This is a genomic window from Planctellipticum variicoloris (assembly GCF_030622045.1).
In the GTDB taxonomy this organism is placed as follows: domain Bacteria; phylum Planctomycetota; class Planctomycetia; order Planctomycetales; family Planctomycetaceae; genus Planctellipticum; species Planctellipticum variicoloris.
Map to the genome: position 1 here is coordinate 4,654,244 of NZ_CP130886.1, position 13,083 is coordinate 4,667,326.

The following is a 13,083-nucleotide window of genomic DNA, read 5'->3' on the forward strand; positions in this document are numbered from 1 at the left end:
CGGCCTGCGGCCGGGCCACCCGTGACGGGCTTCGGGTTATTGGGGGTCGAGCAGGCGGGCGGTTCGGACGCGCTGGCGTTCCATTTCGGCGGGCAGGCGGTATTCGGTCTGGGGCTGGACTCGGGCGCCGTCGTGCAAGACGTCCAGATTGGTCAGGATGATCCGATCGCCGGCGGCGACTCCATTGTCGAGAATCGCCAGCGACTGCAGCGTTTCGACCGGCGTTACGATCCGGCCGAAGGATTGCCCGTCCTTCAGGACGAACAGCTTGCCGCGCACCAGCGCATCGCGCGGGACGACCAGGGCGTCGTCGTAGATCGGCCCGTCGATCCGGACCTGGACGAAGGTGCCGGGCAGGAGTGGTGTCGTCTGCCGCGAGTTATCCACGCGCACATAGACCATGACCGTGCGGGTCTGTTCGTCGGCGTTCGGGGCTGAGCGGACCAGTTCGCCGAACCAGAGCGGTTTTGCCGTTTCGTTGGGGGCAAGAGCGACTGTGGGCGACTGCCCCGATTTCAGGGCGACCATGATCCGGGCGTGGTCCGTCAGGGTGAGGGCGACGGGCACTTCGACGATCGAGGCATCGGTCACCGTCACCAGGGCGTCGCCGGGTTTGACGTACTGGCCCTGTTCGACGTTGACCTTTCGCAGTCGCCCGGTGAACGGAGCGGTCACGGCGGTTCGTTCGAGATCGAGCTTCGCGAGTTTCAGGTCGTTCTGCAGGGCTTCGCGGCGCTGCACGATCTGATCGCCCCGAACTGGAAACAGATTCAGCTCGTTGTCGTTCTGCAGCAGGACCTTTTCGTAGGTTCGAAGCTGGATCGTGGCCTGCCGGAACTCGGATTCGGTGACGACCCCCTGTTTGTGCAGATCCTCCGTTTTGCGAAACTCTTTCGTGAAATCGTCGAAGTCCGACTGCAGGCGCTCGCGGAGCGTTTTCAGGTTTTTTTCTTCCTGCTTGAGGCGTTCGAGTTCGACTTCGGACTCGCGCAGCCGGTTCTCGATCTGAACCACCCGTTCTTCATAGTTTCGCGGATCGATCTGCAGCAGAATTTCGTCGGGGCCGGGCGACTTCCCGCCGGCCGGGAGCGGTGTACCGACCGGCGGCGTGACCTGCTCGCCGACTTCCAGCCTGGGATGGGTCGACAGGACTTCGCCTGCGACCTGGGCGGACAGGACGACTTCGCGGTCGGCCTGAGCCGTGCCGAAGCCGGTCACCACGCGCTGCAGCCGGACCGGCTCGACGACGAAAATATCGACGTTGTACCGTCGGGACTCGGGCTCTTTCAGCTCGGGGGGTTTCCGCAGCCGGGAAAGCGCTTCGGCGGTGATGGTCCCCCCGCCGAACAGCAACAGAATCAGGATGATCGAGATCAGCGTGCGCCAGGTGGTTCCCCCGCGCGAAGTTGCTCGGTCCGCAGTCACAAAGAGGTCTCCCGTTTCGCGGCGGCGAGTGCCGGGACCGCATCATCCCATTCACCGCACTGCATCCGGCAAAGGCTGGAACTATTCCGCGAAGCTCCACTGACTATAGAGGCTTTCGGACTGTTCAGGGAATGCAGACACCGGCGCATCCATCGGGTTCTCATAAAACGGAACCGCCCGTCCTCGGATCACCAACGGCGAACGCATCAATCGACGCCAACCCATGTCGTCTGCGGGAGTATTGCGGCCCGCCGGCTCGCCTGCGATTCTGCTCGCCATGCGTATTTTTCTCACCGAATTCCTGACCGGCGGGGGACTTTCCCCCCGCGAACGCCTCCCCGGCCTGCTCGGCGAGGGGCAGGCGATGCTGATCGCCGCCGCCCGCGATCTTGGTCAACTTCCGGGGAGCTCTCTGGTCACTACCCTCGCCCCGGAGGTCACGTTTCCGGAAGAACTCCTTTGGACCGTGAATCGAGTCGGCAACCCGGCGGACTGGCTCGCTGCCTTCGATGCAGGCTGTCTGTCCTGCGACGCGACCCTGGTGATCGCCCCGGAAACCGGCGGACTGCTAGCCTCTCTGGTTCGGCGCGTCAAAGGACTCGGGCGCGCCGCCTGGAACTGCCGTCCCGCGGCGATCGACCTGTGCGCGGACAAGCTGAACTTGTCACAACTCCTTCAGAAAAATGGAGTTCCGACAATCCCTGCAGCGTCCGTGCGCTGGGATCACCCTCCCACTACTGCGCAGTTCCGTGTTGTCGTCAAACCCCGCGACGGGGCAGGATCGCAACTGACGCGGCGGATCGAGACGCTCGCGGAGTGGCGTGCTCTCGCCGAAGAATACGCGACCGCGCCGGAGCTGGAGCCGATTGTTCAGCCCTACGTCCCCGGTCGCGCGCTATCGGTCGGCGCGATCTTCCCGCTCGACGCCCGCCGAGCACCGATTCTGCTGCCGATCGCCGAACAACGTCTTTCGGAGGATGGCCGGTTCTCGTATCTGGGAGGCGAGCTTCCGGCGGACGTTTCCGAAGACGTCGTTGCTCGCGTCCACGCGATCGTCGATCAGGCGGCAAAAGTTGTCCCCGGCCTGCGGGGCTACGTCGGCTTTGACCTGCTGCTTCCGGACGCCGACCCGTCGACCCCGCTGCTGGTCGAAATCAATCCGCGATTGACGACATCGTTTGTCGGCTACTCCGGACTCTGTCCGGTTCCGCTGGCGAGCTTGTGGGACAACGGGGACGGCCGCGTCCCGACGTGGCCGGCGCGGTCGATCAGGTTCAATGCGGCGGGTGAGATACTGCAGGATGACCGCCAATGACCGCGCGGGAACCAAGGCGATCGCAACTCACCGGCTGCTTGCTGGGAATGGCAAGGAGCTGTGCCTCGATCTTCGCATGCGGCTGTTTGGTGAATGTAGGAAAATCAGGCGGCACCTCTCCTCCAGGCGGTGCGTACAGTTGGAGTGAAGGGCAGGTGATCGTAGGAACCTTGGTGGCGCGAGGACCGTCGGCGTGATTCCGCGCGGAATCAAACGAAGGCTCGGTAGTTCTTTCGCCAGTGTTGACGAGCACACAACCGGTGTGTATATTTTGTGTAGACCTCAGCTTTGCAGAGCAGAGGTCAAGGTGAAGGTTGCCTTTCCCCTGTGAACAGTGAGTTTCGCAAGGCACTTCACCCCCAACCCCACGGAGACGCGAGAATGTGGTCAGCCAATCGTATTGAAGGATTAATATTACATGGTTCACCCACCCATCCCTCAACGGGTCACGGATGCGTCTGACGATCAGTCGGCAGACTGGAAGGCGACACGGCGGATCGCAATCGCAAGCCCAGACGGCAATACCGCGTACTTCGCGCCCAAGAATGATTGGGATATCGGCGGAGGTATCGTGGATATTCAGATTTCGAAGTCCTTTGTTAAGGACCCGCAGCGGGCTCTCTCTGTCGTTGGGATTTCAGTTCTTGGTGGCCTTTCCTATGCGTTCATCAACGCAAAGGTCGAGCCAGCCTGGCTGTCAGCGGTCGTGGTTGGCACGGCGATGCTGACAATTGCGGGAATCTGCGTCGCACATCTCCTCGTGGGAGGCCGTAATAACTGAGGTGAAGAAAATGAAAAGCACCATCGAGCCTAGAACGACTCGGCTGAATCTCGATCTACCAACAAAGGCTCGGCTACGACTGGAGAACCTCCGAGAAAAGACGGAAGCCGCCTCATATGTTGAGGTTGTTCGGTTAGCGCTGGCAGTGCTCGAACTTGTGGTCGATAAGCGAGCCGAGGGTTACTCTCTCTTCTTTGAGAAGGACAACCGACGGGTCGAATTGATGCTCCCAGAAGCATGAGGTTATTGGAGGCTCTGGACTTCACACGCAACCGCCTGGTTCTCGAAAGTCCGGTCGATCCGCATCTGTCCGCAGTACTAGCATGCGGCGGTGGCGCTGCTGCTGCTGCTGCTGCTGCACGGGTTTCGCCGGCTGTTGCCGCCTTGGTGAGCGGGCAAAGCGGTCGCGTTCAACCGCCGTGAATTCCTGCGCCGACGATAACGATTGAGGACAGAACGAACAGGCCGGTCAGGAGGGCGAACAACCGGCGCTGCAGTTTTTCGGCGCGATCCAGATGCTGGGCGTCCACGAGCCGGGCGGTGTAGAGGACGACCGCCAGAGCGGCCAGGATGTAGACGTAGGCCGAGATGTAGATCTTGTCCATCAGGACCAGGTAATCGACGCTCGGCATCTGCTGATTGGACGACAGTTGCAGCGCGACGACCGTCAGCAGCGAAGTGATGCCGATGCCGACGCGGGCGTCGACGTAGGTGGCGCGAATCAGCAGCATCAGCGAGGCGCAGAGGACGACGCAGGTGATGGGCAGGAGGAGTTTCACGCTGTAGGTAACGATCGGCCGGGCGATGGGGATTTTGATCCGCGTCCGCGAGTAGGTGCGGGGCCGATCCAGCCGGGGATCGCCGAACGCCGTCGGGTACTGAAAGGTCTCGATTTCCAGGCGCGGCGTGGAGACGTGAAATCCCGGGAGGACCAGCCGCGGATTGACGGTCAGGGGATTGCTGTCGGGCTCGTAGATCAGGCGGTTCGACGGATGCTGCGAGTCCTCGAATTCGACGATCAGTTCCTGCCGGTCGTAGGGAAAGTTGGTGAGCAAGAACTTCTTGCTGAAGCGGCCCTGAATTCGGAGAACCTGATAGAACTCGCCCGGAGAGATCTCCTCCGGTTCGTCGTAGATCAGCTCGGTCGTGTGTCCCCACAGCTCAAACGGATTGACCATCTCGACCGATTCCGTCGGAGAGACGGTTCGATCCCGCCAGCGGAACCAGATGTAGATATCCACGGCGTAACTGTGGGTCTCCAGGTTGATGTCCTGGATGTCGTTCACGTACGCTCCGACGGTGACCCGCACGGGTTCGGTCGGAACGGGTTCCTGCCGAATTCCCTTTCTGGCCTGTCCAGCCCAGCCCGGAAGGGGCGTGACGAAGAGGCACGGCAGCGTCAGAACCGCAATCTGCAGAACGCGCGAAAGATCGTGTCGCATGCGGGTCTGGCCCTTGATCTGCGTGTCGGTCCTGAGGTCGAAAAGCGGGAACGAGTGTAATGCCACTGACTCCGGGGAAATGATCCGGCGGCAACTGGGGGTTGGGGTCTGCGTCTTCGAGGCCTCAGCGACTCGCAACTTCGCTGGGGGCGGCCCAAAACGGTTGGCCTCAGCGACCCGATATTCAGCTCCCAATTGCACAGGACACGGCACCTGACCGATTCGAGTCAGGCCGTATGGTAGTCGATTCGCCGGGCTGCAGCAGACTGCGGCATTCGTCTGAACTCCAAGGATTTCGCAGTTCCAGCGGCAGATTACGGGACCACCCGTTCATGTGCCGCCCATCGCACGAATCCTCCGTCGCGCTGGTGAACCTACCAATTCGGACCTAGAATTGAGGGGTTCCGCCAACGTCTCTCCCGCCTGTGTCCGAGGTCCCCGTGACTCTCACCGTTACGTGCCCTGCCTGTGGTCATCACCTGAAGGTCGCCGACAAACTTGCCGGCCGACGGGGACGGTGTCCGCAACCGGGCTGTGGGGCGGTTTTCCGGATTCCTGGGGAGTTTGAAGAAGAGGAGCCGGTTCCCGAACAACGGCGATCGACTCGACGGCCCCGCGGGGGCGGCAAGCCGCGCAAGCAGAAATCGCGATACGCAGTCGTGATCGCTGCAGCCGCCGTGCTGGTCGTGATCGGGGGGTTTGGGGCCTGGCAGTTTTTCGGCCGGGCGGCGCGGGAGTCGACGGTCGCCCGGGCTTCCGAGCCGCCGCCGAAGCCGGATGAGTTTTTCCCGAAGGCCCAGCCGCTGCTGCAGAAGCTCTGCCTCGACTGCCACCAGGGGGACGAGGCGGAGGCCGGCTTCGATTTCAGCCTGGCGAAGTCGACCGAGGAAGTCCGCAAGGACCGCAAGGTGTGGGAACGGGCGTACGAGATGTTCGAAGCGGGCATCATGCCCCCCGCCGATACGCTGCAGCCGACAAAGGAGGAGCGAGACCAGTTACTCGCCGTGCTCAACGAGGCGCTCTATGCCGTCGACTGCACCGGCGGCATTGATCCCGGACGAGTGACGATCCGCCGGCTGAACCGGGCCGAGTACAACAATACCATTCGCGACCTGCTGGGGGTCGACTTCGAGCCGGCGGCCGATTTTCCCTCCGACGATGTGGGGTACGGCTTCGACAACATCGGCGACGTCCTTTCGCTGCCTCCGCTGTTGATGGAGAAGTACCTGGCTGCGGCGGAGGCGATTGCGGCAAAGTCGATCCTGGTGATTGATCCCAAACTGCCGTCTCAGACGCCGATTCCTGTCGACCGGTTGCAGTTGTCCAAAGTGGCCCTGCCGCGCGACGAAGGCCTGATCCTCGTTTCGAACGGCGGCTTCGTGGCACCGCTGGAAATCGTCGTGGAGGGCAAATACAAGCTCTCGGTTTCGGCCGCGGGCCAGCAGGCGGGCGAGGAGCCGGCCCGGATGGAGTTCAAGCTGGATGGCCAGAAGCTCCTGACCTTCGATGTGAAAGGCCGCAATTCCCGATTCAACGAGTTCTCCCACGAGGTGCCGCTGACGCCTGGTCGGCATGAGTGGGAGGTCACCTTCACGAACGACTTCTACGATCAGGAGAAGAAGCAGGACCGCAATCTGATGGTCAAGAACGTCGAACTGATCGGACCGCTGGAGATCGATCCGTCGACGCTGCCGGGGAGCCATCGAGAACTGGTCGCCGTCAAGCCGGCGGAATTCGTGACCGTCGGCGAAGCGGCCCGGAACAATCTGCGGGAATTTGTGACGCGGGCGTTCCGCCGGCCGATCCGGGATGACGAGCTGACCCCGTTCACGAAGCTGGCCGAGCTGGCGGTCTCGCGCGGCGACAGCTTCGAGCAAGCGATGCAGATCGCCCTGCAGGGGGTGCTGGTTTCGCCTCAGTTCCTGTTCCGCATCGAGACGGACAAGAATCCGAACGACCCCGCCGATCGTCATGCGCTCAATGACTACGAGCTGGCCTCCCGGCTGTCGTATTTCCTGTGGAGCAGCCTGCCGGACGAAGAACTGTTCGCCGCCGCCGATCGGGGCGATCTGGATACGGCCGCGGTGCTGCAGCAGCAGGTCGAGCGGATGTTGCAGGATCCGAAATCGCAGGCATTGATCGATAACTTTGCCGAGCAGTGGCTGCAGCTCCGGATTCTCGACGAGATCACCCCCGACCCGAAGACGTTTCCCGAGTTCACGCCCGAATTGCGGGCGGACATGCAGGAGGAAACCCGGCAGTTTTTCGGGGGCGTGGTGCGGGAAGACCGGAGCGTGCTCGATTTCCTGGAAGGCTCCTTCACCTTCGTCAACGAGCGGCTGGCGAAGCATTACGGACTGCCGGATGTCGTCGGCAATGAGTTTCAGCGCGTGAGCCTGGAAGGGACCCAGCGCGGGGGGCTGCTGACGCAGGCCAGCATCCTGACGCTGACTTCGAATCCCGACCGCACATCGCCGGTCAAGCGGGGCAAGTGGATTATGGAGGTCGTGCTCGACACTCCTCCTCCTCCACCGCCGCCCAATGTTCCGGAGCTCGCGGAATCCTCGAAAGCCAATCCTGACATGAGCTTACGGCAGCAGATGGAGCTGCACCGTCAGAATCCGGCCTGCGCCTCCTGTCATCGGCAGATGGACGCACTGGGATTTGGACTGGAGAATTTTGATGCGATCGGACGATGGCGCGATCAAGATGGTAAACTGCCGATTGACACGGCGGGCGAACTGCCCGACGGCAGCCGGTTCCAGGGACCGCTGGAGCTGGCCCAGATTCTGAAGGGCCGACGTCGCCAGTTCTGCGAAACGCTCGCCGAACGGATGCTGACTTTTGCACTGGGGCGCGGTCTGGAGTTTTACGATCGCTGCACGACCGACCGCATCGTGCAGGCTCTCGAACGAAACGACTACCGATTCTCGGTATTGATTCAGGAAATTGTGCGCAGCGAACCGTTCTGCATGCGACGCGGAGAGGAACAGAAGCCATGACCGATCGCTCATCCCTGAACCGACGCACGTTTCTGCAGGGGGCCGGCGCGCTCGTGGGGCTGCCGCTGCTCGAAGCCTTCGGGCCGCGGATGGCGTTTGGGGCCGGACCGGCCTCCGCGCCGCTGCGCACGGCGTTCGTCTTCTTCCCGAACGGGGCGATCATGCCGGACTGGAATCCGGAGGCCGAAGGCCGGGATTACGTTCTGCCGGCGACGCTGCAGGATCTCGCTCCGATCCGCGACAAATTCAACGTGCTGACCGGCCTGTCGCAGGACAATGCGAAAGCCAAGGGGGACGGCCCGGGCGACCACGCCCGCTCCGCCGCCACGTTCCTGACCGGGGAGCATCCGACCAAGACCGCCGGCGCGGACATCAAGGCGGGGGTGTCCGTGGATCAGGTGGCCGCCCAGCGGATCGGCCAGCACACGCGTCTGCCTTCGCTGGAGATCGGCACGGAAGGGGGTCGCAACGCCGGCCAGTGCGATTCCGGGTACAGTTGTGCGTACTCTTCGAACATTTCCTGGAAGACTCCCAGCCAGCCGATGGCCAAAGAAATCAACCCGCGGCTGGTTTTCGAGCGGATGTTCGGCAAGCCGGGGGAGGAGAAGGAACGTCGTCGTCGCGAGTTCTATCGGCAGAGCATTCTGGACGCGGTGGCGGGGGACGCGCAGAAGCTGCAGCCGAAGCTCGGGGCGACCGACCGCCGCAAGCTGGAAGAATACTTCACCAGCGTCCGCGAGATCGAGCAGCGGATCGAGCGTTCGCAGGCCGAGACCGCCCGGATTCCGATTCCGGAAATGGAGCTGCCGCGCGGGGTGCCGAAGGATCTCGACGAGCACTTGCGGCTGATGTACGACCTGCTGGCGCTGGCCTTCCAGACGGATACGACCCGCATTGCGACGTACATGGTGGCCAACGAAGGAAGCAATCGCAGCTACCCGATGGTGGGGGTGAACGACGGGCATCATCACCTGTCGCACCACCAGAACAAGCAGGAGCTGGTCGACCAGATCAAGAAGATCGACAAGTTTCTGATGTCCCACTTCGCCCGCTTCCTGCAGAAGCTCGACGGCATGCAGGAAGGGGATGGGACACTGCTCGACCACAGCATGATCGTGTACGGCAGCGCGATCGGCGACGGCAATCGGCACAACCACAACGATCTGCCGATCCTGCTCGCGGGCAGGGGCAACGGCTCAATCGCGACGGGCCGGCACGTCGTCTACCCCAAGGATACGCCGCTCAACAACCTGTTCCTGTCGATGCTGGACCGGATGGAAGCGGGGGTGGAGAGTCTGGGGGACAGCAGCGGGCGATTGACGGGGCTGGAGGGGTGAGGAGAGTGGCGGAAGAGTGGCTAGTGAATAGTGGTTAGTGGCGAGTGAAGAGAAGAGGTCGCCAGAGGAATCGGATTCTCTGCGATCCAGCGAGAGAACTTGGCTCGTCGTCTATGGGCCGCCCATCTGGGATTCGGAGCGGAGCATCTGGGCGCGGTCGACGACGCCGCTGTTGGGGGTGATGTCTTCCGGGCGGAGCGGGTTCATCGAGTACGAAAACGAGTGCCGGTCGGCGATGCGGTATGGGAGCAGGTTGTCCGAGAAGAAGTCGACTCCTGGAATCTGGTACCAGGGGGTGGGGACTTTCTGCAACACCGTCAACGTTTCGTAGCCGTCCTTGATCAGCGTGATCTCGCGCGTGCCGTAGTAGGTGAAGTCGACCGCGGTGGGGGTGTAGCCGACTTCTTTGCCTTCGAGCAGCACCAGCGCTCCGGGCGGATTGGACTGCACCATGAGCCGGCGGCTGACGCAGCCGGTCCCGGCGGTTACAAGGAGCAGCGCGACCAGGCCGCTGCGCAGCAGCCGCGGGCGGCCGGCAGGCGTTTGCTGTTCCGATCGACTCTGGCTGACCCTGGACATTCACCGGCTTCCGGGAACGAATCCCTGCAGCGACCGCCGGCTGCAAACGCCGGGCTGGAGCGGGGGAACGGAATGTAGCGGCGCGCCGCCGCACCGCCAACGGCAGTTTTCGGGAAACGGGGCTGTGAAACGGAGTTGCCGGCTTTCCGCGTGTTGTAAAATCGGGTATTTCTGTGAGTGATTCGCGGGTCGCACGTGTGCCTGTCGGCGGCCCGCTTCATTTCCCCCTTGCAGCCTGCCGGACATCATGCCCGTACGAGGAATCCGCGGAGCCACCAGCGTTGCCGAAGACGTTCCCGAGCAGATTCTCGCGGCGACGCGAGAACTGCTGGAGGAAGTGCTTAAGTCCAACAGTATTACGGAGTTCGATGAGATCGTTTCGGCGATTTTCACCACAACTCCGGATCTGACGGCGACGTTTCCGGCCGAAGCGGCCCGCGCGATCGGCATGCGGCTCGTGCCGCTGCTGTGCGCTTCGGAGATCGCGGTTCCCGGGAGCCTGCCCCGCTGCGTCCGGGTGCTGCTGCACGTCAACACGGACAAGCCTCAGTGCGAGATGGTCCACGTCTATCTGCGCGAAGCGAAGCGGCTGCGACCGGACGTCCGCAGCGCCCAGTAGACTTCGCGACGGCTCGCGGTTACAGCGCTGCGGCGCCGCGTTCCGAGTGCGGGAGGGCCTCTGAGCGGGTCCAGGGGATGTCGGCATCGCTGCCGGAATCGGGCAGTTCGATGAAGGGGACTCCGCGTTCTTCGAGGGGATCGGCGAGTTCGTCGAGCGGATTTTTGAGAAATTCGTCGGGCAGGAGCTTTGCCAGCAGCTCGGACTCGCGCTTCACCAGGGCCACGTTCTCGGCCGGGGGCTGCAGCAGCCGGGTCGCCCGGTCCAGCCGCGTGATCCAGACGGCGCGGAAGAGCACCTGTTCCCGCTCGTCTTCGGTGAGCCCCTCATAGGGCCGCCCGTCGGCTTTGAGCTGCTTGACGATGATCAACCCGCGGCGCTCGTAGGCGGCCAGGTCAAATTCTTTCGGCACGTATGACCGCGAAGTCGCCAGCCCCACGCTGAGCAGCAGGCTGGCAAACTGCTCTGTCGTCACCCGTTCCCGGCGCAGGATGAGCTTGATCGCCCGCGACTGGTCGAAGCGGGCTTTCAGCAGTTCCGCGTCCCACCGGTCATTGAGCTTGCGCTGTTCTTCATCGACCAGTTCGGAGACTGGTAGCGTGCGGGTATCCGGCCAGTCGGGCGTCGGGATATAGCAGTTCCGCCAGTCGGCCCAGAGCGGCTCGGGCAGCTTGCCGAGAATGCGTTTCAGGACCTCCAGCTCGGCTTTGGTGATCAGTTCGTCGGGATGCTTGTGACTGACCAGCGGCGACCCGGGATCCTCGCAGCCGCACGCCGAAACGAGCAGCGCACCGCACAGCAGCGCCACGATTCCCGGCCTCAACGTGCTCCCCGAAACCGCCACGCTTACGCTCCAACAATGTCGACCACACTCTTCTGCTATCGGATCGTCGTCGGCATCCTCCGCAGACTGGCGCCGACCGACACGATGAAATCGACGTACGTCGGGCTCGATCGGGAGCAATTCCCGTCGACTTTGCGGGTTGTGCGGATTGAGAGGCTGCCGGTCAGAAGTGGAATCCGCCCACGCGGAGGACGGTTACGACTTGCGCGGCGAGCTGCAGCCCGATCCAGCCGGCGACGAACCAGGCGACGTTGGCCCGGCGGAGCGCCGGTCCGGCGAGCCAGAGACACCAGGGCATCAGTAACGTCCAGAGGCGGGCCGCTTCCCCCGAGTTTTTGCCGGTCAGCCAGAGCAGTCCCCAGACTCCGACGACGGCGGCCGTCACGGCGCGGGTCCTGCCGCCGTCGTTCCAGCCGTACAGACTTCCCGCCGCACCGAGAATTGCGATGGGAACGCCGACGGCGATCGACAGTTCCAGCGGGTTCAACAGCAGCCAGCCCGGATACGACCGCGGAAACTTCCCGTAGAAACCTGCGTGATTCCGATAGTTCATCAGCCAGACGCGCAGCAGATTCACGTCCGCCAGGAACCACAGCAGGGCGGTCAGCGCCAGAAAGACGGCCCCCGCCGCCAGGCTGAATCCCGCCAGTCGATAGAGTCGCGACCGGCGTTCGCCGGGATCGGAGACGTCGGCGAGTTCGACGACGGCGGCAACCACTCCTGCCAGGAACACCGGCAGGAACGCCAGGCTGCAGAGCATCCCCAGCCAGGCGACGACGCCGGCCAGGACCGCCAGGGTCCAGGAGCCGCGGTCAGTCGCTCTCAGCCAGGTCCACATCCAGAGAACCGCCAGCCCGGCGTAGGCGACGTCGGACTTCGGCAGGAAGATCGCCACGGCAGGCCCCAGCGGCCAGCAGGCGGAGAGGACATATGCGGTCGATCGGGATTCCGTGCGGCGGAGCAGACCGTAGAGCGGCCAGACCGTCAGCACGGCCAGCCCCTGAGCCAGCAGCACCGCCAGCCACAGCGCCGCCAGGTCGGTGCGGCGGACTTCGCGCGGAGGTTGCGACGCGGCGGAGTTTTCGACCACGGACTCATCAGCCAGTCGGACCGACTCCGGCTGCGTCGCCAGCAGGAGATCGGTGAGCGATGTCGAAGCCTCGCAGACGTCGCGCAGCCCGAAGAACAACAGGAAGAGTCCCGGGGGATGCGTTCCGACGTGCAGGACATCCCCTTCGGCCATGAGGTCTTCATAGCGGGCGAGAAACGTCGCGGCATCCGCAGCCTCGTAGCGGACTTGATAGAAGTAGCCCGACGACTGCGGATAGAACAAAACGAACGGCCCCTTGGACAATCGCTGCGCCATCGGGCCGGATTCCTGAATCACCCACAACCAGGCGAAACTGGCCAGTCCGAGGGCGACAAGGAACAGCGCCGTTTCCGACGTTCCGGCGCGATCCAGCCGGCGCCAGCCCCGCCAGACCAGCGCCCCGTAGCCGACGGCGAACGGAATCGCCAGCAGCAGGTTCCAGGGGACGTCGGGCTCCAGGCTCAATCGGACCCAGGTCCACTGGTCGGGGATGCCGAGGGGGAGCGAAGTTCCCCAGAGGAGCCACCAGGTCACGGCGACGCCGATGGCGGACAGCAGCAGGCAGAGGCCGGCCATGCGCGGCCGGCTGACTTCGGTCGCGGACTGATCGCCGGACGACTGCGGAACGGGATGAGTCGCTTTGGGCACG

Annotated in this window: 10 protein-coding genes; 5 read left to right on the forward strand and 5 right to left on the reverse strand. The window is 63.5% G+C overall.

What is annotated here, in order from left to right; genetic code table 11:
• Positions 1–36: 36 nt before the first annotated feature.
• A complete protein-coding gene (locus tag SH412_RS18145) occupies positions 37–1,425 on the reverse strand; it encodes an efflux RND transporter periplasmic adaptor subunit (protein ID WP_336519421.1) in 1,389 nt (462 codons plus the stop codon).
• Between the two features lie 223 nt (positions 1,426–1,648).
• Here SH412_RS18145 and SH412_RS18150 point away from each other — a divergent pair, with 223 nt between their 5' ends.
• The gene (locus tag SH412_RS18150) at positions 1,649–2,740 is read left to right on the forward strand and encodes an ATP-grasp domain-containing protein (protein WP_336519422.1); all 1,092 of its coding nucleotides are present in this window, start codon (positions 1,649–1,651) and stop codon (positions 2,738–2,740) included.
• Between the two features lie 418 nt (positions 2,741–3,158).
• Positions 3,159–3,521 carry a hypothetical protein gene (locus SH412_RS18155; protein WP_336519423.1) on the forward strand — a complete coding sequence of 121 codons (363 nt, stop codon included), beginning with the start codon at positions 3,159–3,161 and terminating at the stop codon, positions 3,519–3,521.
• Positions 3,522–3,931: 410 nt separating this feature from the next.
• Here the strand turns inward: SH412_RS18155 and SH412_RS18160 are convergent, their stop codons facing one another.
• Entirely contained in the window at positions 3,932–4,963 is a 1,032-nt protein-coding gene (locus SH412_RS18160; protein ID WP_336519424.1) for a ligand-gated ion channel, read from the reverse strand.
• A 659-nt stretch (positions 4,964–5,622) separates the two neighbouring features.
• Between SH412_RS18160 and SH412_RS18165 the strand changes: the two genes are divergently transcribed.
• On the forward strand, positions 5,623–7,965 hold the full coding sequence (locus SH412_RS18165; protein WP_336519425.1) for a DUF1592 domain-containing protein: 2,343 nt from the start codon (positions 5,623–5,625) through the stop codon (positions 7,963–7,965).
• On the forward strand, positions 7,962–9,302 hold the full coding sequence (locus SH412_RS18170; RefSeq protein WP_336519426.1) for a DUF1552 domain-containing protein: 1,341 nt from the start codon (positions 7,962–7,964) through the stop codon (positions 9,300–9,302). Before SH412_RS18165 ends, SH412_RS18170 begins: the two co-directional genes overlap by 4 nt.
• Positions 9,303–9,413: 111 nt before the next feature.
• On the opposite strand, the gene SH412_RS18175 is transcribed toward SH412_RS18170, so the two are convergent.
• Entirely contained in the window at positions 9,414–9,881 is a 468-nt protein-coding gene (locus SH412_RS18175) for a PEGA domain-containing protein (protein WP_336519427.1), read from the reverse strand.
• Positions 9,882–10,128: 247 nt separating this feature from the next.
• Between SH412_RS18175 and aroH the strand changes: the two genes are divergently transcribed.
• Complete coding sequence (gene aroH / locus SH412_RS18180; RefSeq protein ID WP_336519428.1) at positions 10,129–10,500, forward strand: chorismate mutase; 372 nt, start codon at positions 10,129–10,131, stop codon at positions 10,498–10,500.
• A 19-nt stretch (positions 10,501–10,519) separates the two neighbouring features.
• Here aroH and SH412_RS18185 read toward each other — a convergent pair whose 3' ends face one another.
• Both SH412_RS18185 and SH412_RS18190 read right to left on the reverse strand, forming a co-directional pair.
• A complete protein-coding gene (locus tag SH412_RS18185; RefSeq protein ID WP_336519429.1) occupies positions 10,520–11,344 on the reverse strand; it encodes a hypothetical protein in 825 nt (274 codons plus the stop codon).
• Positions 11,345–11,507: 163 nt separating this feature from the next.
• Complete coding sequence (locus SH412_RS18190) at positions 11,508–13,082, reverse strand: hypothetical protein (protein WP_336519430.1); 1,575 nt, start codon at positions 13,080–13,082, stop codon at positions 11,508–11,510.
• Between the last annotated feature and the right edge of the window lies 1 nt (position 13,083).

Excerpts from the sequence above, each read along its gene's own strand:
- SH412_RS18150 (WP_336519422.1), top strand. The coding sequence starts at position 1,649 with ATGTCGTCTGCGGGAGTATTGCGGCCCGCCGGCTCGCCTGCGATTCTG.
- SH412_RS18155 (WP_336519423.1), top strand. The coding sequence starts at position 3,159 with ATGGTTCACCCACCCATCCCTCAACGGGTCACGGATGCGTCTGACGAT.
- SH412_RS18160 (WP_336519424.1), bottom strand. The coding sequence starts at position 4,963 with ATGCGACACGATCTTTCGCGCGTTCTGCAGATTGCGGTTCTGACGCTG.
- SH412_RS18170 (WP_336519426.1), top strand. The coding sequence starts at position 7,962 with ATGACCGATCGCTCATCCCTGAACCGACGCACGTTTCTGCAGGGGGCC.
- SH412_RS18175 (WP_336519427.1), bottom strand. The coding sequence starts at position 9,881 with ATGTCCAGGGTCAGCCAGAGTCGATCGGAACAGCAAACGCCTGCCGGC.
- aroH (WP_336519428.1), top strand. The coding sequence starts at position 10,129 with ATGCCCGTACGAGGAATCCGCGGAGCCACCAGCGTTGCCGAAGACGTT.